Genomic DNA, 23642 nt, shown 5'->3' on the forward strand with positions numbered 1-23642 from the left:
GGGTTAGTCTCCATTCTCGTCGTCCGTTCCCCTGTCGCCGTCCTCAGCGTCTGTGTCCCGATGCATGTCGTCCTCGAGCCAGCTGTCCGGCGTCGGCGTGTACGAGTCGTCCGACCCCGATTCGGCTCTGGTGTAGGTGTAGACCGTTCCGTCCTCGTCCGCACAGACCCGGGACTCGAGATACGCCTGTGCCGCACGCCGCGAGAGCGCGCCCATCTCGATGAGATCGGCGAGGGCCGTCTTGGTCGCGCGAAACCACGTTCGCACGCGCCGGTCGGCGGCGTCGCTGTCGACGGCGATGATCGCTCCGCGGCCGCCATCGCGGCCGTCGCCCCACTCGAGCCAGCAGACGCGGTAGGCGGTGACGTCGTAGTCGGCATCGGGGGCGACGAGATACAGCGCCTCGTGGATACAGGGGTCGAGAAAGTCCGTCAGGATGCGCTCTCGAGCGACCGAATCCGCGAGCAGGGTGGCATCGATCGCGCCGGCAGCGAGCGGTGTCTCGTCGCTGATCCGCTCGCCGAGGGCGACGTCCTCGCCGCCCCAGTGGCTGTACCGCAGGTCGTAGAGTCGATCCGGCCGTCGGTAGGCGACAAGCGCTCTATGTCCCATCGGCACCCTGCCTCGAACGCACCGAACGGCTGTGTGTGTCCCTCGAGCGACGACGGATCGTAGTCTGGCGTGCCATCGCTGGTGCTGGTCGCCCGTCCGTACTTGAACCTGCGGACCGGTTGCCGGCGCGGGTCGAACCGTAATCTAGCGCCACCAGCCGGGACTCGGCGGGGCAGCTCGCTAGTTCGCCAGTTCAACCCGCGCTTCGGCGCGTTGTTTTACGGCGGCGTTCATCACCGCGAACCCTGCCTCGAGTGCGTCCCGATCGAACAACAGCGGTACGAGCGCGCCGCGGACCGTCTCGCGGTGGAGTAGCCGCGTTCGCTCGCCGTTGTTGATCGGCTCGAGATGGAACTCGTGGTAGCCGTCAAAGACGAACGGGACGACGAGTCGGCCAAGCCAGACGAGCCGGCGATGCTCCTCGACGGCGACGACCTCCGGGTTGACCGTCATTCCTCGAGCGCCGGGCGGTTCGATCCGGATCCGAAGCTGTTCACCCTCGGTCGGCTCACCCTCGATCGCGCGGACGAACGGGTTCCACTCGGGGTAGCTCTCGAACTCGAGGAGGACGTCCCAGACGACGTCGGGCGGGGCGTCGATCTCTTCGAACACTTCGATCTGATTCATGCTAGCAAGTCACGCTCTTGAGTATCATCCCAGTGTCGGTGTCATGACTGGGACGGTAGGGAGTGTGCAGACGACAACTGGCGGCGAGCCGCTGCCAGTGGCGAAGACGTGAGCAGTCGACGCCGAACCGTTGAAGGCACACACGACGAAGACAGTGGTATGGAACGAACGGGGACGATCCTCCGGGGTCGTGAGTTCGAGCCCGTCGAGGGACGGGTCGTGATCGACGACGACGGGCGGATCGAGGCGATTGAAGAAACGGCAGCCGACAGTTCGAACATCATCCTGCCGGCGTTCGTCAACGCCCACACCCACATCGGCGACTCGATCGCCAAAGAGGCGGGTGGCGGTCTTTCACTCGAGGAACTGGTCGCGCCGCCGGACGGGCTGAAACACCGTCTGCTCCGGGAGGCCTCGCGTGAAGAACTGGTCGCTGGGATGCGCACATCTCTCGAGTTCATGCAACGAGCCGGCACCGCGGCCTGTCTCGATTTCCGCGAGAATGACGTTGCGGGTGTTCGCATGCTCGAGGAGGCTGCATCTGGACTCGAGATCGACGCCCGATCGTTCGCCCGCGGCTCCGTCGAGGCGATGGCAGCGGGCGATGGGTTCGGCGCGAGCGGCGCGAACGACGACACCTTCGATCGGGAGCGGCGGGCGACCCGCCGCGCCGGCAAACCGTTCGGGATCCACGCCGGCGAGGTCGACGCGAGCGACATCCACCCGGCGCTCGACCTCGAGCCGGACTTTCTCGTGCACATGGTCCACCCCGAATCCGTTCATCTCGACCGGCTCGCCGACAGCGAGATCCCGATTGTCGTCTGCCCGCGTTCGAACCTCGTCACGGACGTCGGCCTCTCTCCCTACGCGGAATTAAACGAGCGGACGACGCTCGCACTCGGGACGGACAACGTGATGCTCAACTCCCCCTCGATGTTCCGGGAGATGGAGTTTCTCGCCAAATTCTCCGATCTACCGGCCGCGGAGATCCTTCGCATGGCGACGATACACGGGGCCGAGATTGCCGATCTCGAGTACGGGCTCATCGAGCCGGGACGGGAGGCCCGGTTGCTGGTGCTCGATGGCGATTCGCCAAACCTCGCGGGCGTGCGGGACCCGGTTCGAGCCGTGGTTCGACGGGCCGGCGTCAGCGATGTCGAGGAGGTCTGCTTCGGGATCTGACGGCGGGGAAAGACAGCTGCGTGTCGGATCGACACAGCAACGCTATTATATTTTTCTGCCGTACGCTAGCATACACCGTATGTACGACTGTATCCTCGTTCCGACCGACGGATCGCCGGAAGTCGAGCGGGCCCTCGAGCACGCCTTCGAGCTGGCGCGCGCACACGACGCGACGGTTCGGGCGATCTACGTGGTCAACGTCGCCGGCTACGGGAGCCTCCCCATGGAAAGTGCGCTGGAAGGAATCAGCGGTGCGCTTCGGGACGAAGGCGAGGCCGCCCTCCGTCGAGTCGAGGAGCTCGCACCAGACGATATCGAGCTTGAGACGATGATTCTCGAGGGGACGCCGAGTCGCACCATCATCGATCAGGCCCAGCCGGGGGCGTGTGATCTCGTCGTGATGGGGACCCACGGCCGCGGCGGGATCGATCGCCTCCTGCTCGGCAGCGTCACCGAACGCGTCGTCCGGCAGGCACCGGTGCCGGTGTTGACGGTCCATGTCGATCCGGGGAGCAACGAGGATCAGTCGGAACAACACGCAGCCCTCGAGTGACTGTCACGAGAGGGCGTATCCAGCCAGCGATCAAACGGGACGCAGGTGTTCACAGTCGCCCGCCGAAACTATCTGTTCGCCTTCATCAGTGTCGATCACGAGCGCGCCCGAGGCCGTGACGTCGACTGCCTCGCCGACGATATCGCCCGCGGCTCGATCGATTCGGACCCGCTGGCCAAGCGTCAACGCGAGGTCGCGCCAGGCCGGCACGACCGACTCGAGGTCGTTCCGATAGGCGTCGAACTCCTCTAACACTCGCTGGACGAACAGCCGCCGGTCGACGTCGCCAGCCTCATCACGGATCGTCGTCGCCCCCTCGGGGAGACTCTCGGCGTCGATGTTCGCGTTGATCCCCATCCCAACGGCGATCCACTCGACGCGGTCCGTTTCGCCTTCCATCTCGGTGAGAATCCCTGCGATCTTCCGGTAGTCGCCGTCCTCACCGACCGGGATGACCACGTCGTTCGGCCACTTGATTCGGGCGTCGACGCCGGCCTCACGAATCGCCCGCGCCATCGCGACCGACGCCGCGAGCGTATACAACGGCGCTTGTGCCGGCGTGATCTCGGGCCGGGTGAGGACGCTGACCCAGACGCCACCCGAGGGAGCCGACCACGCGCGCTCGAGTCGGCCGCGCCCGCCGGTCTGTTCGTCCGCGAGGACGGCCACGTCTGCCGCCCCCTCGGTCGCCAACTCGCGCGCTCGAGCGTTGGTGCTTCCGACCGAGTCGTGGTACTCGACCGAAAACGGGGCCTCGAGTCCATACTCGACCGTGGGGCCGGTGTAGGCCGTGACAGCGACCAATTCGTAGCCGGTTGGCCCGCTCTCGATCTCGAATCCGGCGTCGCGAAGCCCGTCGATCTGCTTCCAGATCGCCGCTCGCGAGACGTCCAGTGACTCGGCCAACTCCGGTCCCGAGACCGGCCCGTCTGCAAGCGCCTCGAGAATCGCGCGTCGTGTCTCGTTCGTGGTCATGGGCTCGAAAGGGGGACGCTCGTACTTCAATCGGCGGGATCGTCGCCGACCGGCTGGGATCGCGCTCGTCTCGGGACGCAGGGGCAGCCATGCCGACTGATCGTACAAAAAATAGGTTCGTTCGTTTACGATTCCCTAGGCTTTTGCCGATGGTTGGCGGAGGTGTAACTGAACGAGAGGTGTGACCCCAAGGAGCATGAAAATCGGAACGACCTGTACGGTCTGCAACACGCGTATCGGGGACGACGAGAGTGTCCACTGCAACACGTGTGGTCGAGACGTCCACGAACGGTGCGAGGCGTACGAGACGAGCTTCGAGTGTCGGTACTGCGGTGACGAGCCGTGGATCGGCGCGGTCGAGTTCTGACCGCGATTTTTTCGGGACGGGTCCGCTACAGCAACTGGTCAGCGATGATGTTCTTTTGAATCTCGCTCGTTCCGTCGTAGATTTTCGTGATCCGCGCGTCCCGATAGAACCGCTCGACCGGGTGGTCGGAGACGTAGCCCGCGCCCCCGTGAACTTGCAACGCGTCGTCGGTCACCTCGACGGCACGTTCGCTCGCGAAGAGTTTCGCCATCGAGGCCAGTCTCGTCGCGTTGTCGCCGTCGCCTGACTCGAGGCTCGCCGCCGCTCGATACGCAAGCGATCGCGCCGCCTCGACGGTCGTGGCCATCTCGGCGATCGTGTGCTGGATGGCCTGAAACTCCGCGATCGATCGATCGAACTGCTCGCGATCCGTAGCGTAGGCGATGGCTTCCTCGAGGGCGGCCTGTGCCACCCCAGTTGCCTGCGCGGCGACGTCGACTCGAGCAGGTGGGAAGAAGTCCATCAGTTGGTAAAAGCCGCGGTCGACCTCGCCGACGATATTTTCGGCGGGGACCCGAAGGTCGTCGAGGACGATTTCGGCGGTGTCTTGGGCTTTGATCCCCAGTTTGTTCGTAATCTGTGTCGCCTCGTAGCCGTCGACGTCGGTCGGGGTGAGAAAGGCGGTGATCCCGCTGTGACTCGCCTCGGGTGACGTCTTGGCCATGACGATCGCGACGTCTGCGACGGTGCCGTTCGTGATCCACATCTTCTGCCCGTTGATGACCCACTCGTCGCCGTCTTCGGTGGCTCGAGTTTCCATTCCGGCCACGTTCGAGCCGTGTGCCGGCTCCGAAATGCCGGTCGCGATCGGTGTCTGGCCCGCCGTCACCGTCGGAAGCCACTCCTCGCACATCCACTCGTCGCCGTACTCGAGGAGCATTCCGGTGCCGAAGTCGGCCGCAGAGATCGAGCCGCCGACGCCAGGATCGGCCCGCCACAGTTCCTCGGTCACGATCGCCGTCGCGATCGCGTCCATGCCCGCGCCGCCGTATTCGGCCGGCACGTGCGGTGCGACGAGGTCGAGGTCGGCTGCGTCCGCAAGCAGCCCATCGGGATAGCGCTGCTCGCGTTCGTACTCGGCGGCGATCGGCCGGATCTCTTCGGTTCCGAACTCGCGAACCGCGTCGCGGATCGCCTCGTGTTCTGCCGTGAGTTGGTAGGACATGTCACGATACTCGAGTGCCACCATCGTCAACGCATCGACGGGATTCGCCACGAGGCGAGTGGAACAAAGAGCCGTGACAGGACCGCTGTGCCGATCAGTTCCGCAGTTCGCGCAGCTTCTTGCGGCCCGGCGCGATCAGTTCGTCGAGGTAGGTCGCAAGCGTCCCCTTCGCGTCGGCGGGGTGGAGTTCGCCGGACTCGAGGTCCTCGGCCAGGGTCTCGTAGTCCTCGTAGGTGAGGTTGCCGCCGTACTTCTCGGGCCGTTCGACGACGACCTCCTCGAACCGCGGGAAGACGTGGTACTCGAACAGTTCGAGCACGGGGTTCTCGAGGTCGTCCTCCGGGTCTCGGGTCGGCGGACAAAAGGCCGAGTTGACCTTCTCCTCGAGTTCCTCCGTGGAGTCCTCCATCGAGATCGTCACGCCCTCGCTCGAGGACATCTTCCCCTCGCCGGTGGTGAGGTCGGCGACGATGGGGGTGTGTAGACAGGGTCGGGCGTCGTAGCCCAGGTCCGGCAGTTCCTCGCGGGCGAGCATGTGGACCTTCCGCTGGTCTAAGCCGCCAACGGCGAGGTCGAGGTCGAGGTACTCGATGTCTAAGGTCTGCATCAGCGGGTAGACAAGGTGGCTGACCTTCGCGGTCTCGCCGCTTTGCAGTTCGGCCATCGCGCGCTGGGCGCGGTTCATCGTCGTCGACAGCTCGAGTTCGTGCAGGTCGAGGGTGTAGTCCTCGTCGAGTTGGAACGACGAGCCGTAGACGAACTCGGTGTTCTCCTCCTCGAGGCCGTAGGCGACGAACTGGGCTTTCATCTGTTCGGCGGTCTCACGGATCTCCTCGAATGTACCTTTCCCGTTCAGGTAGGCGTGGACGTCCGCGAGCAAGACGACGATCTCCAGACCCGCCTCCTGGAGGTCGATGAGTTTGTTCGCCGTCAGCAGGTGCCCGAGATGGAGCACGCCGGAGGGTTCGTAGCCGACGTAGACGCGCTTACCGTCAGGATCGGCGGCAAGCTCGCGTACCTCCTCGTCGGTGACGACCTCCTCGGCGTTTCGCATAATCAGGTCGTACGTATCCATATGTGGACTGAAACCGGAGCAGGAATTTATAGTCGATGAAAGATCCTCGAGCGAGCGACCACAACGGCGACGGCGATCGGCGGCACTCGTTCTCGCCTCGTGGCGAATGCCTGCCGAACACACTTTCCGCGGGCAGCCGTATCCCAGTCGATCACATGGGTTATCGAGAAGACGCCGTCAACGCCGTCCGCCGAACGGTTATTCCACAGCTCCACTACCTGTTCAAGGGCAGCTTCGACGGCTACGCCGTCAGCCACACCACGGTCGACGAGTACGCCCTGACCGCCCACTGTTCGGAGGAAACGATCGAAGCGATTCTCGAGCGACTGGGCTTTTCGCGCAACCCCATCGCGTCGCTGAAGGTTCGGATGGACGGCAACACCGCCGAAGGGTCGTGGGTCTGGCGTGCGTCCCCGCTTGCTGACAACCAGCTTCATATTGTTCTCCACGAACTCGAGGACGCCGAGAAAGTCGACGTCTACGCCCACTGGGAGTGTTCCTGGATCCGCCATCCGTACAACCACTACGTCGCACGCGGCTACGACGCCGAGAAAGGTGTCGAACTGGCCCGCCGCTGGCTCGTCGATGCTGGCGACGAGCGACTCAACGGCTCGAGTGGCATCGCGTACGAGATCGACGACTCGCTATCACGGCGCGCGAGCGAGTATCTCTCGGTGTCGTACTATCAGATCGAAGAACGCCTGACAGCGCTCAGATCCCGGCTCCCTGTGCTCGACGGGGACAAGAACAGAATTATTGACCGCGACGGAAAACGGGACGCCGTCTCGCCGACGATCACGGACGAGTTCTAATCAGCTGCCGTCGCTCACTCACAGCTCGCCCGATCGAATTCGGTCCTCTGCCTGCTCGAGTGCCGCCTCACGATCGAACTCGTCAATAATCGATCGCAGTTCGGCCTCGTCTTCGTCGGCCAACACCCGGGCATGCTCGGTCATGTTCGGCACAGCACGGATGATGTTGTCCACGATCGGGACGTCCGCGACCTGTGGCGACCGCGAGAGCGGATTGAGGTCGATAACGATCTCGGTTTTGTCCATCTCGTTGAGCGCCTCCGCACGATCGCCATCCTCGAGTGGCACCACGACGACGTCGGCCGCGTAGATGCCGTCTTCGTCCACTTTCGCGCGCTGGTGATCCAAGTTCGGAATTCGGGCGTCGGCCTCGAGGCCCTTGACGTCTTCAGCACCGTGCTCGCGGAGGTGGTCCGCGATGGCTTCGATCCGCTCGGGTGTGCGATTGAAGAGGTTGATCTCGAGGTCAGCGCCCGTGGCTTCGGCCAGTTCGACCATCTCGCCGGGAACCAGTGCCGCCACGTTGCCGTTGATCGAGAGCACAGGGTGGTCGGCCAGCAGGAGGTGGGCTGCCGCGACGCGTTCGGCTTCCTCCGCGCTGGAGATCGTCGCTTCGCCCAGCAGGTAGTCGAACGCGCTCCCCCGACCCTCGGCGTGCATCCCCTGCAAATGGGTGATCCCCTTCTCGACACCCTTTTCGATTCGGTGGCGGGTGAGCAGGTCCTGGTATCTGGGATGGTCCTTCGGAATCTCCTCTTCGTGTTCGACGTCGGCTGAGACGGTGTCGTAATCGGTCACGATCGATCACTGGTTTCGGTCGATAAAAAACGGCCCGATCGCTCGACGATCGACTCCCGTGGGCCGTGGGACTGCGGTGGTCGGAATCGATCCGACCGGTAGTTGGTTATACGGTTTCTTTATTTAGAGTTGCTCGTGAAACCCGTGGTAAGTACAGGCGGAGCAGTGTGCACTCACCGCGAGCGACTGAAAGGAGCGAGCGGGCCGACGACCGACCCGTAGGGGAGGGAGGAGTGCTTTTCATCGAAGTTTTGCCGAGGGCGCGACTCCGTCGCGCCCGCAGCGCAAAAGTTCGGTCTGCAGACGTAGTTACCGAACTGCCTGATTCACAGGTATCGTTCTGAATACAGAAATCGTGATACTGTCTACTGCTATCCTCGAGAGGAATATAAATTCCCGATACAGTTCGTGATGAGGTACTCGCCGCTCTCGAGCCAACTGCAACTATGGCCACAGAGACTCCCGATCGAGAACACGCGCCGGCGAACGAGACACGCGACCCGGGCGACAGCCAGTATGCGGCCCATCTCGAGCGTAGTCGAACCGTCTGGGACCGCTGGAGTGACTACTACACGATGAGCGAGACCGACCTCGAGCCGCTGCGCGAGGCGGCCATCGATCGAATCGAGTTGCAGCCGGGCGATCGCGTTCTCGAGATCGGCTGTGGGCCGGGCGTCAACTTCGAGCGGGTTCGCGGCGAGGTCGGCGAGCAGGGCGAACTCGTCGCCGTCGACTACAGCCCGGAGATGATCGCAAAGGCACGGGCGCGAATCGAGAATCACGGCTGGGAGAACGTCGAGGTTCGCCGCGCCGACGCGACGACGGCCGCGTTCGACGACCCCTTCGATGCGGCGATCGCGACGCTTTCGTTGTCCGTCATGCCTGACATCCGCCGTGCCGCCGAAACCGTCTCCCAGTCGCTGGTCTCCGACACGACGTTCGTGGTCGTCGATGTTCGACCGGTCCCTGACGGCCCCGCTCGTGTCCTGAACCCGCTGCTGTGGCGGTTCCTTCGCTGGTATGCGAACTGGAACCCCGACGACGACGTCGTGGATGCGCTCGCAACTGTCTTCGACACCCACGAACTCGTCGACAGTTCGTTAGCCGGGACTCTCTACACTGTCGTCTGCGAAAAAGAGAGCTAGTGGCCTACGGGCCGCGCTCGAGCACGCGTTCGACCGCGTTCGCTTCGCCGCGCCGGACGAGTGCTGACGCCGTCGAGACGGCACACTCGAGTTCGTCGGCGACGGCCTCGATGCCACCTTCGCGCGGCACCTCGTAGAAGCCGACGTCCCAGGCGGCCTGTAGTGCGGCCAGTTGTCGATCGGAAACCGCCGTGTCGGTGGTCGTAATCGCCTGACTGAGCCAGCGCACGTCGTGTTTCATTCCGTCGGGAATCTCCGCCATAACGGCGGTGAGCGCCGACGAATGCCCGACAAGCGTCAGTCGAATCGTGCGGTCGGATCGGATCTCGATCGGCGGGACGACCACGACGGTGTCCTGTGCGAGCGCGTTCAACAGCGACAGCCCATCCGGCCCGAGATCACGACGAAGATAGAGAAAGAAGCCGTCGTCGGCTGGCGTTATCTCGTACTCGAGAACCGCCTCAAGGTCGTCTAACAGCGGTTCGTAGGCCTCGGGATCGCCGTAGACAAAGGACGTGATCGTTTCGACGCCATCGACAGCCTGCCCGCCGACGATAATCTCCCGTTCGAGGTCCGGTGAGGTACAGATCCCCTCGTGTAGTGGGGGGATCGCTGCCGCCGTGTAGCGGAGTTCGATTCGCATCGATTTCATGGCTCGAGAATCCGGAGGTGAGAACTTAAATCCCCGATAGCTATCGGGAGTATCCCGAGGGCGCACCCAGTACGAGTCTGAATATGGACAGTCAACGACTCCGACGGTTGTGCTGGAGTGGCCTCCTGCTCGGTGCGGGCCTCGCTGGTGTGTCCGCTCGATATCGGTCTCGAATCGAGCGCTCGCCTGACGAGGGGACGATCATCACGGAACGTCACGCGACCGCCGTTCTCGTCAGTCGACGGATCGACCCCGGTCATGTCGAGACGATCAAAAACGAGGTCTCACGGACGTGTCTCGGAGTCGATCCGAACCGCGTGCTTGGATTCGAGGAGGCGAGTACGGCGTCACTTTTTATCAACCGGAGCGAGGCTACCCCCGAACTCGTCTGGTACGTCGAACTCCCACGCGCGGTCGTCGACGAGTGGGACGATCCACGGTCGACAGTGGCGAGCGCGTTTCCCGTCGATCACGACGCGCTCGAGCCAGTCGACCACCCGGACGAACGGACGCTGCTTGTCCACGCCGTGCATCCAGGGCGACCGCGCACGACCGACCCCGGTCAAAACAGGACCGGACGCTCTCTCGAGGATTCGGCTGCTTCCACCCAGCCAGCCGTCGATGTCGAACTGGTACGGATGCGTCTCAAGCCCGGTCTTCCGGAACGGCTCGCAGACTGGTTCGAACGCCTGACCCAGCAGGTGATCTCCGGTGAGCGAACGCTCGACCGACTTGAATCTTGGAGCGCCGAGATGCTCGAACAAGAGCGGATGTATACGGAATCGATCGTTCTCGACCGGCGCAACGGCTACACGCTGTACCAGTACATGGAAGCCGACGAGATGCAGCAGGTGTACGACGCCTACTACGATACCTGGAATCCGGTCGCTCGGGTTGCCGAACACCTGATGGGCCGACTGCTCGAGAATCCGGCGTGCATCCTCGAGTACCCGCTCGAAACTGAGTTCGAACTGCTGGCACACGCAATCGACCCGGACCGCCCCCGGCGAGTCGGTGACTGTCTCGAAACGGAAAACAGGCAAAAACGGTGAACGGTTCGGGCTCGAGGTCGAGCCTTATTCCGTGAACGTGATCCAGCCGTCGGGAGCCTGCGATTTCACGTCGTTCATCGCCTCGCGGGCCGCTGTACGGCTCTCGTAGGTCTGTGTGCTCTCAGCCATCGTCGAGCCGTGTTCGTCGACCAGCCGCCACACCCAGCCGTCCGCTGCGGTGTGGAGTTCGAAGGAGACGCTATCGATCTCGAGAATGCTCGCGTCCTCGATCAGGGTCCGAACGTTCTCGAGGGCAGCGCGTGCGGCCTCGCTCGAGGCGTGCGTTTCGGTGCCGGTGGCGACCGTCTGCCCGTCCTCGTCGATGAGCCGCCAGCGCCAGTGGTCCTCGTCGTCGGCAACGAGTTCGAACGAGGCGATATCGAAATCGACCCGGCCGGCCATCGGCGCGAGCTGGCGAACGTCCTCGATGGCCGATCGCACGGCGTCTTTCGTCGAAAGAGAGGCAACTGCGCTTGCGATCACCTCGCGATCGCGGTCGACGAGTTCCCATGTCCAGTCGTCGGTTCGGTCCAGTCGGATCGCAGCGTCTTCGATCGCGAAGATCGGCGCGTCACTGGCGCGTGCCTGTAGCGTCTCGGCGGTGTTCATCGCGGCGTCGCGGTCGCCGTAGGAGACGGTCGAGTCAGCAATCTCCTCGCGGTCGCGATCGAGCAGCCGCCAGTGCCAGTCGCCGCTTTCGTACAGTTGTACGGTGACGTCGCCGATGGTGTGACTGGACGCGCGAGCAGCCGACTCGCGAACGTCGTCGATGCCGTCGACGAGTTCGTCGCGGGTCGGATGTGCCATCGCGTCATCCGCGACGACCTCGCCCGATGGCAGCACAAACCGCCAGTGCCAATCGTCGTCGGCGTACGTCTGGAACACTGCCCGATCCATCGTCCGAACGTCGGCATCGAGATGCTCGAGCAGCCGGTTCATCGCCTGTCGGGCGGCCCCGCGAGTCGAATGGGTCTCGGGACCTTCGGCGACGAGTTGGCCGCCCTCGTCGATGAGTCGCCAGCCCCAGCCGTCGTCTTCGTCGACGAACAACTCGAACGCAGCCGTCTCGATCTCGAGCAACTCGGCGTCGGGGGCCTGCTCTTTGAGCGTCATCATCGTCTCTGCGGCCTCTCCACGCGACGTGTGTTCATCGCCGCTGTCGGCCAAGACGTTGCCGTCCTCGTCGATGAGTCGCCAGCGCCACTCGCCGGAGTCGGCCTCGTAGACCTGAAACGCCGCGTGTTCGAACTCGATGAGTTCGGCCTCGCTGGCTTGCTCGCGAACCCGCTGGATCGCCTCGGTCGCCGTGTCGGCGTCGGGATGGGGCTCGGTGCTTGCAGCGACCACCTCGCGGTCGTCGGTGACGAGCCGCCAGTGCCAGTCGGAGCCGGTGTCGTCGTCGTACTCGAGTGTGGTGCCGCCGTCCGGTGTCGCTGCGGGCTCGTCAGCCGTCACCGGGAGGTCGTCGTTGGGTTCGGCGGCCGCTGTGGCGGCGTGGTCGTCCGGGTAGACTTCGTACTCCGCGTCCTCGATTTCGACGATGTCGGCCTCGAGTGCGTGCTCGGCGAACTGGTCGGCACTGCGCTCGACGGCTGCGTCTGCCGTCGTCTCGTGGGGACTCCGCGCGACGACGTGCTCGGTCTCGTCGACGAGCCGCCAGCGCCGCTGGTCGCCCGCGTCGTACAGTTCGTAGGCTGGCTCGCCCGCAACGGTCACCGACGCCGACTCAAGTGCGGGGAGCAACGTCTCGGCAGCCGCCTCGGCATCGCGTCGACTCTCGAACGTCTCCGAGCAGGTGGCAACGACGTCGTCGCCGTCGTCGACGAGCCGCCACGTCCAGCCCTCGAGTCGCTCGACGAGTTCGACCCCGACGTGTTCGATATCGAGCAGGCTCGCATGGCCGAATCGATCGACGAACGTCTGGGCGGCGTCCTCCGCTCGTGACTGGGTTTCGTGTCCCGTCTCGCTTGCGGCCAGTGGGGTTCGGTCGTCGTCGACCAGTTGCCAGTACCACTGATCCCGGCGCTCGGCGTAGGTGAACGCGGCACCGTCGATCTCGATGACGTCCGCGTTGGGGCCGCGGTCTTTCAGGAAGCTCACCGACCCTTCGGCGTCGTCTCGCTCGGTGAACTCGCCGGCACTGGCACCGACGACGCTGCCGTCGTCGCGGGCGAGGGTCCACTGCCACGTCCCATCACGATCCTCGTAGAGTCGGAACGCAGAGGTGGTCAACTCCATCAGACCCGCAGAACTGATCTGGGATTGCACGCGTTCGATGCTCTGGGTCGCATCGGGTCGCGTAACGGCACTTTCGTTGCTCGCTGCGAGCGCTTCTAGATGCAGGACATGCCACTTCCAGTCGCCGTGTTCGTCGCGGAAGACAGCGAACTGTGCGCCCTCTATCGCATCACCAGTCAGAATAGCTGGATCGTCGGTTGTGCCTTCTTCGTCGACGAACATCCCTTTCCGGCCCGTCAGAATGGGGACGAGGGCGGTGACGCCTGCGATGAGTCCGACACCGAGCGTATAGACGGTAATGACCTGCACGCTGTAGTCGACACCGAGTTCCCGCCAGTTGTACGGATACGCCCAGCCGAAAAAGACGACGCCGGAGAGCGCAACGACCAGCCCCAGCACGCTCGCATAGATCCCGATCCTGCGAACCGGGAGCATCAACACGATCCCGAACAGACAGAGCGCGAGGCCCGCCGCCGCTGTCACCCCTGAGCCCCTGATTAGCGTATAGGAGTCCGCACTCCCCGCGTAGCCGACGACGAACACGGCCACTCCTGCCGCACCGAGGATGTAGCCCACGATGAACACCCAGTAGCCGTAGACGTCCGTGCTCGAGTCGGGTTCACCGACGTAGTGTTCGTACAGTCGAAACAGCTTGTGATGAATTTCACTTAGTGAGGACATTCGTGAACTTGACTCGATAACTGAAATACATCATAATAAAGTTCCGGCCACGGTACAAATTCTAGATATGTTCGTTAAACTATGGCTGTTACGCAGCGAAGACTAGTCGCCTAACACGACCTAACGGTTGATCGTGGGGACACTACCAGCTCGAGAAACACCGCTCGAGACGGAACAGAGACCCTGTTTCTGGGATGGGATCGATACTGCCGAACGGCATGGGCAGTCAAGAGTTAGTTAAGCGACGACGAAACGGAGTCTCACGACACTGTCAGGCGATTCGAAACCAAACCGGTCAGATCGCTGCAAAGATCGACGGATGTAATTTATTTCAACAGTGCACCCGCCGGATGGGTCGCACAGACGGTCGGCTCGTAGCCAGCGTCCGACAGGCCCGTTCCGAGGGCGAAGACAGTCTCGCCGAGCATCGCCATCGAGGCTTGCCCCCCAGCGTCTGCAACGTCCGTGATCGTCGCTGCAACCTCGTCGGTCAACAGCCCTGCCTCGCGGGCGAACAGCCGGGAGGCGTACATGAACGACAACAGCGTCGGCTCCTCGACGACACGGGACAGCGCCTGTTTCCCGGCCGCCGACAGCTGGTCGGTCTCACCGGAAAGGACCTCCGCCGTCGAGAGTTCGCCGAACGAAACGTACTCTACGCGCGCTCGCTCGGGAATCGCATCGAGTTTGTTCTCCTGTGGCCCACCGGGCTCGAGGCGGATCGGAACGCCGCCATGGGCCTGTGCGACCACGTCGCCCAGTCCAGTTCCAGCCTGCACTTCGGCCCCGTGAGCGATCGTGACGAGTTCGTTTCGCGAGAGTTTGCGTTCGAACACGCAGTTGGCCGCGAGCGCGGTGCCAAGCGCCATCGCACCCGAGACGCCAAAGCCCGACCCGAGTGGCAGTTCCGACTTGGCCACGACGCGGGCCGGCGTCTCGAGTGTCTCGAGAACGGTGTCGACGGGATCGATCTCGAGTTCCTCGCCGTCGAGGACGATCGTCGACTCCCCGCTAGCTGCCGGTTCGACTGTGACTTCGACGCCATTGGTAAGCGTCAGCCCGGCCCCGCGAGAGCCCGCTATCGTCGGATCCTCGGCTGGGTGGGCGCTGAAAAAGCCCGTGATATGCCCCGGTACGAACGCGGTCGCCTCCTCACGCATTGGGGACCCTTGCGACCGCGGCGATATAACAGTGAAGATTCGACATAGATTCAGTCACCCGTTACCGATACGAGCCCTGCTCCGCCTCGAGGCCGCCGGAGACGGCGACCCAGTCCGCCTGCGGGCCGGTGAGATCGACGGTCAACTCGTCCGTGTACCGGTTGCCGTTCCAGCCGCCCACCCACCACGAGTTCTCGCCGCGGTGGGTGACCCGGATCGAAACCTCGGTAGACGGATCGGCGTCGTACTCGGCGTAGACGACGCTCGCGTACTCGAGACAGCGGTCTGTTCCGTCGAGACACGTCGTCTCGGTGACGTCGGTGCGTGGCTCGAGCACCGGCTCGATCCCGACTGGGTCACGTGTCTCGATGGGGTCGTCGCTCTCGAGTCGGAGGTGTAGTTCGTACTGCTCGCGGTCGCGGACGAACATGTCGGGATCGTCCGGATCATACTCCTCGGCCGTGATCGGCTCCGTTCGACCCAGGTCGCCGTCCTCGACGACCCGGTAGTACTCGGGTTCGACGACGAACTCGTCGACGGTCACCTCGAGCATCGGGCCGCGGTCAGTCTCGACGAGCCGACTCGAGAACGCCTCGGGCTGGGCATAGTAGTCGCCGTCCTCGAGCGCGCCCGTGACGGAGACTTCGCCGTCGGCGATCGGCACCGGGACGAGCACCGTTGCGTTCGTCAACGTCCCGTTTGTCGACACCTCGACGTCGTAGCTGTACTCGCTCGTGTAGCTGTCCTCTGCAAGTGAGTCGGAGAGGAGGGCGAGCCCGCCGATCACGAGCGCAGCGACAACAACCAGCGCCACGAGTCCAATGACGATTGTGCGTTTGTCTTTCATCGTGTTCCTCGAGCGGACGACCCTCGCAAACCGAGACACCGGCCACTGGCGGTCGATACGGTCGGAGGAGTGGTAGCAATAGCGGACCGTTCCCCAATCGTGAGAATTCGGGGTTCGTGGTCGACTCGAGTCGTCAGCAAACGGCGAGCCCGGTTACGGGCTCAGACGCTGCCGGTCCGGCGAGGCGTTCGCACGCGACCGTCTCGCTGGCTCCCAGAGACTTCGCCCTATGGGCTCAGTCGCTGGCGATCTCGCAAGACGTCCTTCGGACGCCTTGCTAGCTCTCAACGTCTTCGTCCTACGGGCTCAGACGTTGACGATCTCGCGGGAAGAGAACAGCCTCTCGAATGTTGTCCAGTCCGAGGATTGTCATGATCAGGCGCTCGCCACCGAGGCCGAAGCCGGCGTGGGGCGGCATGCCGTATTTGAACATCTTTGTGTAGTACTCGAACTGCTCGGGGTCGAGCCCTTGCTGTTCGAAGCCTTCGATGAGCTTCTCGTGGCGGTGTTCGCGCTGGCCGCCGGAGACGAGTTCCATCCGCGGGTGCATCAGGTCGAAGCCCGTCGAGAGCTGGTCGTCGTCATCGTGGTCTTTGATGTAGAACGGCTTGATCTCGCTTGGCCAGTCGGTGATGAAGTAGTGGCCGCCGACGTCGTCGCCGAGTGCTTTCTCGCCCTCGGTCGGCAGGTCGTCGCCCCAGACGAGTTGCTCGTCGAGTTCGCCCGTCGCGTTGATGCGCTCGATGGCCTCCTCGTAGCTGATGCGTGGGAACGCCTCCTCGGGCACCTCGAACTCGTCTTCGAGGCCGAGTGCCTCGAGTTCGTCGGCGCAGTTCTCGGCGATGGCTTCGTAGGCGGCTTTGACGACGCCTTCGACGACGTCCATGGCGTCGTTCTGGTCGCAGAACGCGCCCTCGAAGTCGATCGAGGTCGCCTCGTTCAGGTGTCGCGGCGTGTTGTGTTCCTCGGCGCGGAAGATCGGGCCGATCTCGAAGACGCGCTCGACGTTCGAGCCGGCAATCAGCTGCTTGAACAGCTGTGGTGACTGGTTCATGAAGGCCTCCTCGCCGAAGTAGGTGATCGGGAAGAGTTCGGTGCCGCCTTCAGTCCCCGTGGCGACGATCTTCGGCGTGGTGATCTCCGTACAGGAGAACTCGCGGAACTGCTCGCGGACGGCACGCAGGATCTCCGAACGGATCTCGAAGACGGCCTGCACGTCGTCTTTTCGGAGGTCGAGCGTGCGGTTGTCGAGTCGCGTCGAGAGGTCAGCGTCGACCTTCCCCGAGGGGTCAAGCGGCAGTTCGGGGTCGGCTGGCGCGACGATCTCGACGCTTTCGGGCGTGATCTCGACGCCCGTCGGCGCGCGCGGCTCCTCTTCGACGGCGCCCGAGACCGAGACGACACTCTCTCGAGAGACGCCGAGGCCGGTGTCGACGAGCTCCTCGTCCATCTCGTCTTTTTCGAACTTGATCTGGATCTTGCCCGTGCTGTCCCGGAGAATCAAGAAGGCAATGCCACCGAGGTCGCGGATTTCGTGCACCCAGCCGGCGACCGTTACGTCGTCGCCCGGCTCGGCGTCAGCAGTATGGATTCTGTCCTGCATACCACTCGGTTCCCGTCGCCGGAACTTAAGCGCAATCGTTCTGTGCCGGCCGAGTGCGCTCGAGACCGAGTATCGACGCGATGCGAGATAGACGAGGGAGCGGACGGTCAATAAAATGGCTGTGAGCCGCGACTGTCCGGCGGTTTCAGCGCTCGTGGACAGTCATCGGAATCTCGTGTTTCGGGCGCGCGGTGATCGTCGCCATCAGATCGAGGTCCGTTCCGGGGACGAGTTCGAGGTGATAGTTCTGGTAGATCGTCGCGAGCATGAGTCGGGCCTCGAGCATCGCAAACCGGTCACCGATACACCGGCGCGGCCCCGCCGCGAACGGGAAGTAGGCGAGTTTCGGGAGATTGGACTCCATCTCGTCGGTCCAGCGCTCGGGCCGGAACGCGAGCGGGTCGTCGTACCAGCGCGGATCGCGGTGGACCACCCACTGGTGCATCCGGACCGTCGATCCCGGCTGGATCTCGTAGCCGCCGATGACGTCCGGCTTGACCGGCTCGCGGACGATTCCCGGCACCGGCGGGTAGAGGCGCATCGACTCTTTGACGACCTGCTCCGTGTACGTCAGCTCCGAAAGGTCCGCCATCGTTGGCGTCTCACCGTCGAGTACCTCCTCGAGTTCCTCGACGAGTCGCTGCTCGGCAGCCGGGTTGGTCGCGAGGAGATACGCCGTAAACGTCAGCGAGAGCGCCGTCGTCTCGTGGCCGGCGAGCAACAGCGTCACGACCTCGTCTCTGATCTGCTCGTCCGAGAGCGTGGCCCCTTCCTCGTCGCTCATCTCGAGGAGTTTCGAGATGACGTCCTCATCTGTAGGGTTCGCCCGCCGCTTGTCGATCAATCGGTAGACGACGGCGTCGAGGTCCTCGCGTGCGCGCTGGATTCGCCGTCGGGAGGGCGTTGGAACTTTCGGCGGGAGGACCAGATGCGAGAGGCTCTCGCTCGCCAGCATGAACTCCTCAAGCGCGTCGCCGACGGTGTCGACGTAGTCATCGATATCCACCCCGAACAGCGCTCGAGCGACGATCTTCAGCGTCACCTCCATCATGTCCTCGTGGAACAGCCGGGTCTGGCCGTCGTCCCACTCCTCGAGGGCCGCCTCGGTGAACTCGGTCATCATCGAGGCATATTCCTGGATCCGGTTGGGGTGGAACGCGGGCTGGATGAGGTGGCGATTTTGCCGCCAGACTGCGCCCTCGCTGTTCAGGATGCCGTTGCCTGTGACCGGTCCGAGAATAGACTGGAACCGCTCACCTTTGACGTAGTGCTGGTTGTTCTGGACGAGTACCTGTTCGATGTAGTCGGGGTGGTTGAGCTGGTAGACGGGACCACCGGGGTCCTCCCACTGGGCGATGTCGCCGTACTCTTTGGCCGTGTCTGTCATGAAGCCGTACGGATCGCGGAGAAAGGCGAGTTGGTTGCCAAGAAGCGGCAGTCCACTGGGACCAGGCGGCTGCTCGTTACGGATCGCGGGGGTGTCGCTGCTCATTACAACTCGTTTTGAGGGACGCGAACCACCTATGTCTACGGCCGAGCATCCTCGGCACGCTTAATTACGACCCGGCCTCGTCTCCTGGCATGCAAACTGATTCGAGCAAACGAACCCCAGCGACACATACGCGACGCCGGGTGTCGAGATGAGAGCCGCGACGGTGACGCTCTCGTGGGACCACAGCCACGAGAACCCGATCCCCGACGTCTTCGGTACCGACGACACGGTTTCCCTCGAATCGATCCGCTACGTCAATCCCATCCACGACGGCCGATACGTCGAACTGCTCGACCTGCGTGGCGACCTCGAGCGGGCGCGGACGTTACTCGAGGATTCGTCCGAGGCGATCGAATACGACCTCGTCGGCGATGACGACCGGGGCGTCGCCTACGTCCAGTGGCGCACCATCGGACTCGTCGGCGACCTCCTCTCGATCCTCGACCAGCGCGAGATTGTCGTCGACTGGCCGATCACGGCCGTCGAAACCGAGACCGATCGCGGGCTCGAGTTGACGGTGGTCGGGACGAGCTGGGCGATCGAACAGGCAGCCACGGATCTGCCCGATGGCGTCACCCTCGAACTCCACCGACTCGGTAGCTACCGCCCGCAGGCAGATCAGCAGTTTGCGACGCTCACCGAGCGCCAGCGAGCGGTCTTCGAGCTGGCGCTCGCGGAGGGCTACTACGAGGTGCCACGGGAGACGACACAGCGCGACCTCGCCGACCAACTCGACTGCGCGACGGGAACCGTCGCTGAACACCTCCAGCGCATCGAGTCGGCGTTCGCGAGCGCCTACGCCGCGTCGATCCAGTCGCAGGATCACTGACTCGGACGATGGCTCGATTCGAGCCAGTCGCTGACGCCGATCAGCCGTCCGAGCCTGCGCTGGCTGGCACCAGTCCCGTTTTCACTCTACACCGATAATCGCCCGGTATGGACGACCTCGAGCGACTCGCCGCCGACATCGGGCGTGCAGACACTGTGGTTGCGTTCACCGGCGCAGGGATTTCTGCACCCTCCGGCGTCCCAACCTTCCGCGGCGACAACGGCGTCTGGGAGCACTTCGACGAGGGCCAGTTCACCTACGGGCGCTTTCAGCGCGATCCGGAGGGGTTCTGGGCGGATCGCCTCGAGTTGCAGCGGGTGATGTTCGACGGCGAGTTCGAACCCAACGTAGCCCACGAGGCGCTGGCTGCGATGGGGCGTAAGGAACACCTCGAAGCAATTTTGACCCAGAACACGGATGGGCTGCATGCGGATGCCGCCGACTCGGTTTCGAGCGACTCGAGTGAGACGACGCTGCTCGAACTCCACGGCAACGCTCGGCGCGTGCACTGTCCCGACTGCGGGCGTCGTACCGACTGCGATCCGGTTTTCGAACGCGCTGCCGACGGCGAGTTGCCGCCGACCTGTGACTGTGGCGGCGTCTACAAACCCGACGTCGTCCTCTTTGGCGAACAGCTTCCGGGGGCGGTCATCCAGCGCGCTCGAGCACTCGCCCGCGAAAGCGACGTCTTCCTCGCGATTGGCTCGTCGCTGGTGGTCGAACCCGCCGCGTCGCTGCCCCGACTCGCGGCGTCGCCAGAGACGACCGTCGGCATCGTCAACCTCGAGCCGACACCGGTCGACTCGACGGCCGACGTCGTCTGTCAAGAGGACGTGACAGCTGTGTTGCCGCGGCTTCGCGACCTGCTTGCGGAGTGATATCGGTTCGCGAACCAGTATCGAGACCGATCAACCGTTCCGACTTCGGGTTGTCGCGGAGAGGAGTGGAGATCCCAACCGGGTTCAGTCAGCCAAAATATATTCCAACCTCACGCTGTATTTTTCGGTTGGCCAAATAATTCTTTTTCAGTCTGAAAAGCTTTTTACCTTGTACCCACAAGTCGTAGATGAACATGGAAAACTACGTGCTGGTGTTCGTCGCGGGCCTCGTCACCGCGATCGCGACGGGACTTGGGGCGATCCCGTTCTTCTTCGTCGACGATTTCAGTGATCGGTGGAACGTGGCGCTGTGGGGCATCGCGTCCGGGATCATGGTCGCGGTGTCAGTCTTTGGGCTCGTCGACGAAGGGCTGGCCTACGCCACGGACGGCTTTCCAACGCTGCTGGTCGGCGGCCTCGTCACGGGCGTCGCACTGGTGATCGTCTCCGACAAGGTGCTCGACGGCGTCGACCTTCACGACGACCGCGAACACGACCACGGTGCGACCGGGGATGAACTCCGCACTGACGGCGTCGGTCACGACCACGACGAGCACGCGCTCGAGGCCAAGGCGTTCGCTCAGGGCGACCTGAAAACGCTCGTTCTCATCCTCGGCATCCTCACGGTGCACAGTTTCCCGGAGGGCGTCGCGGTCGGCGTTTCGTTCGCCGAACTCGGGCTGGACGGCGGTACCCCGATCCTCGGGTTCACGATCCCGCTGCTCGCGGTGTTTATGACGGTCGCCATCTCCATCCACAACATTCCGGAGGGGACCGCCATCGCGATCCCGATGCGGGCGATGGGCCTGTCGAAATGGCGGATGGTCGGCGCGGCGATCTTCTCGAGTCTGCCCCAGCCCATCGGCGCGGTCATCGCGTTCGCGTTCGTCTCGTGGGCCGAGGCGTTCCTCCCGTTCGGCTTCGGGTTCGCCGCCGGCGCGATGGTATATCTGGTCGCGACGGAGTTTATTCCCGAGGCACTGGAGACCGGTGCTGCGCTCCCGAACCGTGGTCACTACGAACTCCTCGCTGGCTTCGGTGCCGGCGTCGCAGCGATGGTTCCGCTACTGTTCATTTAAGTCGGGCATCCGACAGCGGACACGAACCCGAATGCAAGAATAGCCGCGAGTTCAGACGTTGTTGGCCGCTTCGACCGTCTCGAGGACGGCCTCGACGCCCTCGTCGTGAGCGAGGTCGCCGACGACGATGACGTCGGCGTACTGGGCCATCGTCGCGGCCGAGTCGTAGTCGTGGATGCCGCCGCCGTAGAACAGCGTCGACTCCTCGGTCGCCTCGCTTGCAGCCTGGACAACGTCCGGATCGCCGAATGTCCCGGAGTACTCGAGATAGACGATCTCCTGACCGAACATCCGTTCGGCGACCTCCGCGTAGGCGGCGACGTCGTCAGCATCGAGGTCACAGTCAGCTTCGGTGTACGTCGCGACGTCCGCCTCGGGGTTCATGACGATGTACGCCTCCGTCCACGTGCGATCCCAGTCCATGTCGCCGTCGAGTCGGACCCACTCTTTGTGTGCGCCCGTGATCCAGAACGGCGAGCCGGCGTTGAACACCGTCGGAATGAGATACCCCTCGAGCGCCCGGTTGTCGATGACGACCTCGGGATTCGACGGCTCCTGATAGAGCGGCACGTCGTGTTCGGCACAGGCGTCGACGACGGCCTCCATGTTCTCCTCGGTGATGCCCATGGTGCCGCCGACCTCGATCGCGTCGGTGCCGGTCGCACAGAGGTCTCCGTAGGTGACGCCCTCGGGAAGCTGCTTGTCGGGATCGATCTTGAGAATGTGGTTCCAGTCGTCCCAGGGGCAGGCGGTAGTCATACCGCTCCGTTTCCCGACAACCGGCAAAAACGCTACGAATGCGACCGTTACAGAAAATTGGCAGTTCAGACGTACTCGAACCACTCGTCGTACGCGTCCGTTTTGCGCTCGACGATATCGAAGAACCGCGACTGGATGTCTTCGGTGACGGGACCGCGAGAGCCGTCGCCGATGACAACGTTATCGACTTTCCGGATCGGCGTGACTTCGGCGGCCGAGCCGGTAAAGAACAGTTCGTCGGCCGTGTTGAGTTCGCCACGGGAGATCGAGACGTTGTCGTGGACGGTGTAGCCGAGATCCTCGGCGATCTGAATCACGCTGTCGCGGGTGATGCCGTCGAGAATCGACTCCGAGAGGCCGGGCGTGTAGATCTCATCATCACGAACCAGGAAGATGTTCTCGCCAGGGCCTTCCGCGACGTTGCCCTCCTTGTTCAACACGATTGCTTCGGCGTAGCCGTTTCGGCGGGCTTCCTCGCCGGCAAGCATGCTGTTGACGTACAGGCCCGTCGTCTTCGCGTTCGTCGGAATCTGGCTCGAGGCGTGTTTGCGCCACGAGGAGATCATCACGTCGATGCCCTCCTCGAGGGCTTCCTCGCCGAGGTAGGCCCCCCACGGCCAGACGGCGACGGCAGTCCGCGTCGGGCAGTCTTTCGGGCTGACGCCGAGGGAGTTGTAGCCGTAGAAGGCGATCGGTCGAATATAACAGGAGGGAAGCTCCTGGCGCTGAATGAGCTGTTTGGTCGCCTCGGTGAGTTCCTCCTTGGTGTGGTCGATCTCCATCTCGTACGGTTTCGCGGACTGAAACAGCCGCTCGAGATGCTCTTCCCAGCGGAAAATTGCAGGGCCGTCTTCGGTGTCATAACAGCGTGCGCCCTCGAAGACGCCGCTGCCGTAATGAAGGCCGTGTGTAAGCACGTGGACCTGCGCGTCGTCCCAGTCGACGAACTCGCCGTCCATCCAAATCGTGTCGACATCCATCTCGTCAAATCCCATGCTCGACTGTGAGGAAACCCACTGTAGTAAGTATTCGTGATTTGCGGGACGAGACCGCAGAACGAA

23 protein-coding genes are annotated in these 23642 nt (G+C 63.6%); 9 read left to right on the forward strand and 14 right to left on the reverse strand.

Going from position 1 to position 23642, the window contains the following annotated elements:
* Positions 1–3 precede the first annotated feature (3 nt).
* Together BW940_RS01800 and BW940_RS01805 are read right to left on the reverse strand one after the other, a co-directional pair.
* Positions 4–612 (reverse strand): DUF6735 family protein, encoded by a 609-nt coding sequence (locus BW940_RS01800; RefSeq protein ID WP_076607461.1) that lies wholly within the window; start codon positions 610–612, stop codon positions 4–6.
* Between the two features lie 180 nt (positions 613–792).
* A complete protein-coding gene (locus BW940_RS01805) occupies positions 793–1239 on the reverse strand; it encodes an SRPBCC domain-containing protein (RefSeq protein WP_076607462.1) in 447 nt (148 codons plus the stop codon).
* 159 nt (positions 1240–1398) lie between these two features.
* Here BW940_RS01805 and BW940_RS01810 point away from each other — a divergent pair, with 159 nt between their 5' ends.
* On the forward strand, positions 1399–2421 hold the full coding sequence (locus tag BW940_RS01810) for an amidohydrolase family protein (protein WP_076607463.1): 1023 nt from the start codon (positions 1399–1401) through the stop codon (positions 2419–2421).
* Positions 2422–2500: 79 nt separating this feature from the next.
* Entirely contained in the window at positions 2501–2974 is a 474-nt protein-coding gene (locus tag BW940_RS01815) for a universal stress protein (RefSeq protein WP_076607464.1), read from the forward strand.
* A 30-nt stretch (positions 2975–3004) separates the two neighbouring features.
* On the opposite strand, the gene BW940_RS01820 is transcribed toward BW940_RS01815, so the two are convergent.
* Positions 3005–3949 (reverse strand): biotin--[acetyl-CoA-carboxylase] ligase, encoded by a 945-nt coding sequence (locus tag BW940_RS01820; RefSeq protein WP_076607465.1) that lies wholly within the window; start codon positions 3947–3949, stop codon positions 3005–3007.
* Between the two features lie 196 nt (positions 3950–4145).
* On the opposite strand from BW940_RS01820, the gene BW940_RS21655 reads away from it, so the two are divergent.
* On the forward strand, positions 4146–4316 hold the full coding sequence (locus BW940_RS21655; RefSeq protein WP_173834831.1) for a hypothetical protein: 171 nt from the start codon (positions 4146–4148) through the stop codon (positions 4314–4316).
* A gap of 25 nt (positions 4317–4341) precedes the next feature.
* Here the strand turns inward: BW940_RS21655 and BW940_RS01825 are convergent, their stop codons facing one another.
* Together BW940_RS01825 and BW940_RS01830 are read right to left on the reverse strand one after the other, a co-directional pair.
* Positions 4342–5481, reverse strand: coding sequence for an acyl-CoA dehydrogenase family protein (locus BW940_RS01825; RefSeq protein ID WP_076607705.1), 1140 nt, complete (start codon positions 5479–5481; stop codon positions 4342–4344).
* Between the two features lie 94 nt (positions 5482–5575).
* Entirely contained in the window at positions 5576–6556 is a 981-nt protein-coding gene (locus tag BW940_RS01830; RefSeq protein ID WP_076607466.1) for a tyrosine--tRNA ligase, read from the reverse strand.
* A gap of 155 nt (positions 6557–6711) precedes the next feature.
* On the opposite strand from BW940_RS01830, the gene BW940_RS01835 reads away from it, so the two are divergent.
* Positions 6712–7368 (forward strand): hypothetical protein, encoded by a 657-nt coding sequence (locus tag BW940_RS01835; RefSeq protein WP_076607706.1) that lies wholly within the window; start codon positions 6712–6714, stop codon positions 7366–7368.
* Between the two features lie 18 nt (positions 7369–7386).
* On the opposite strand, the gene BW940_RS01840 is transcribed toward BW940_RS01835, so the two are convergent.
* Positions 7387–8166, reverse strand: a complete 780-nt coding sequence (locus BW940_RS01840) for a 4-phosphopantoate--beta-alanine ligase (protein ID WP_076607467.1) — start codon at positions 8164–8166, stop codon at positions 7387–7389.
* Positions 8167–8612: 446 nt separating this feature from the next.
* Here BW940_RS01840 and BW940_RS01845 point away from each other — a divergent pair, with 446 nt between their 5' ends.
* On the forward strand, positions 8613–9311 hold the full coding sequence (locus BW940_RS01845) for a class I SAM-dependent methyltransferase (protein WP_076607468.1): 699 nt from the start codon (positions 8613–8615) through the stop codon (positions 9309–9311).
* Positions 9312–9315: 4 nt separating this feature from the next.
* Here BW940_RS01845 and BW940_RS01850 read toward each other — a convergent pair whose 3' ends face one another.
* Positions 9316–9963, reverse strand: coding sequence for a helix-turn-helix domain-containing protein (locus tag BW940_RS01850; RefSeq protein WP_076607469.1), 648 nt, complete (start codon positions 9961–9963; stop codon positions 9316–9318).
* 83 nt (positions 9964–10046) lie between these two features.
* Here BW940_RS01850 and BW940_RS01855 point away from each other — a divergent pair, with 83 nt between their 5' ends.
* The gene (locus tag BW940_RS01855) at positions 10047–11015 is read left to right on the forward strand and encodes a DUF6176 family protein (RefSeq protein WP_076607470.1); all 969 of its coding nucleotides are present in this window, start codon (positions 10047–10049) and stop codon (positions 11013–11015) included.
* Between the two features lie 24 nt (positions 11016–11039).
* Here BW940_RS01855 and BW940_RS01860 read toward each other — a convergent pair whose 3' ends face one another.
* The 5 genes from BW940_RS01860 to BW940_RS01880 form a co-directional block, all read right to left on the reverse strand.
* A complete protein-coding gene (locus BW940_RS01860; RefSeq protein ID WP_076607471.1) occupies positions 11040–13934 on the reverse strand; it encodes a DUF1508 domain-containing protein in 2895 nt (964 codons plus the stop codon).
* A gap of 326 nt (positions 13935–14260) precedes the next feature.
* Entirely contained in the window at positions 14261–15094 is an 834-nt protein-coding gene (locus tag BW940_RS01865) for a pantoate kinase (RefSeq protein ID WP_076607472.1), read from the reverse strand.
* A gap of 61 nt (positions 15095–15155) precedes the next feature.
* Entirely contained in the window at positions 15156–15941 is a 786-nt protein-coding gene (locus tag BW940_RS01870; RefSeq protein WP_076607473.1) for a hypothetical protein, read from the reverse strand.
* Positions 15942–16239: 298 nt separating this feature from the next.
* Entirely contained in the window at positions 16240–17544 is a 1305-nt protein-coding gene (aspS, locus tag BW940_RS01875; protein ID WP_076607474.1) for an aspartate--tRNA(Asn) ligase, read from the reverse strand.
* A 145-nt stretch (positions 17545–17689) separates the two neighbouring features.
* On the reverse strand, positions 17690–19036 hold the full coding sequence (locus BW940_RS01880; RefSeq protein WP_076607475.1) for a cytochrome P450: 1347 nt from the start codon (positions 19034–19036) through the stop codon (positions 17690–17692).
* 148 nt (positions 19037–19184) lie between these two features.
* Between BW940_RS01880 and BW940_RS01885 the strand changes: the two genes are divergently transcribed.
* The 3 genes from BW940_RS01885 (at position 19185) to BW940_RS01895 (ending at position 21822) form a co-directional block, all read left to right on the forward strand.
* Positions 19185–19865, forward strand: a complete 681-nt coding sequence (locus BW940_RS01885) for a helix-turn-helix domain-containing protein (protein ID WP_076607476.1) — start codon at positions 19185–19187, stop codon at positions 19863–19865.
* Positions 19866–19972: 107 nt separating this feature from the next.
* Positions 19973–20743 (forward strand): SIR2 family NAD-dependent protein deacylase, encoded by a 771-nt coding sequence (locus BW940_RS01890; protein WP_076607477.1) that lies wholly within the window; start codon positions 19973–19975, stop codon positions 20741–20743.
* A 188-nt stretch (positions 20744–20931) separates the two neighbouring features.
* Positions 20932–21822 carry a ZIP family metal transporter gene (locus tag BW940_RS01895; protein WP_076607478.1) on the forward strand — a complete coding sequence of 297 codons (891 nt, stop codon included), beginning with the start codon at positions 20932–20934 and terminating at the stop codon, positions 21820–21822.
* A 51-nt stretch (positions 21823–21873) separates the two neighbouring features.
* Here BW940_RS01895 and BW940_RS01900 read toward each other — a convergent pair whose 3' ends face one another.
* A complete protein-coding gene (locus BW940_RS01900; RefSeq protein ID WP_076607479.1) occupies positions 21874–22581 on the reverse strand; it encodes a phosphoglycerol geranylgeranyltransferase in 708 nt (235 codons plus the stop codon).
* Between the two features lie 65 nt (positions 22582–22646).
* Positions 22647–23576, reverse strand: a complete 930-nt coding sequence (locus tag BW940_RS01905; RefSeq protein WP_076607480.1) for a branched-chain amino acid transaminase — start codon at positions 23574–23576, stop codon at positions 22647–22649.
* Positions 23577–23642 lie beyond the last annotated feature (66 nt).

The sequence above is a fragment of the Natronorubrum thiooxidans genome, from assembly GCF_900156475.1.
Classification (GTDB): Archaea; Halobacteriota; Halobacteria; order Halobacteriales; family Natrialbaceae; genus Natronorubrum; species Natronorubrum thiooxidans.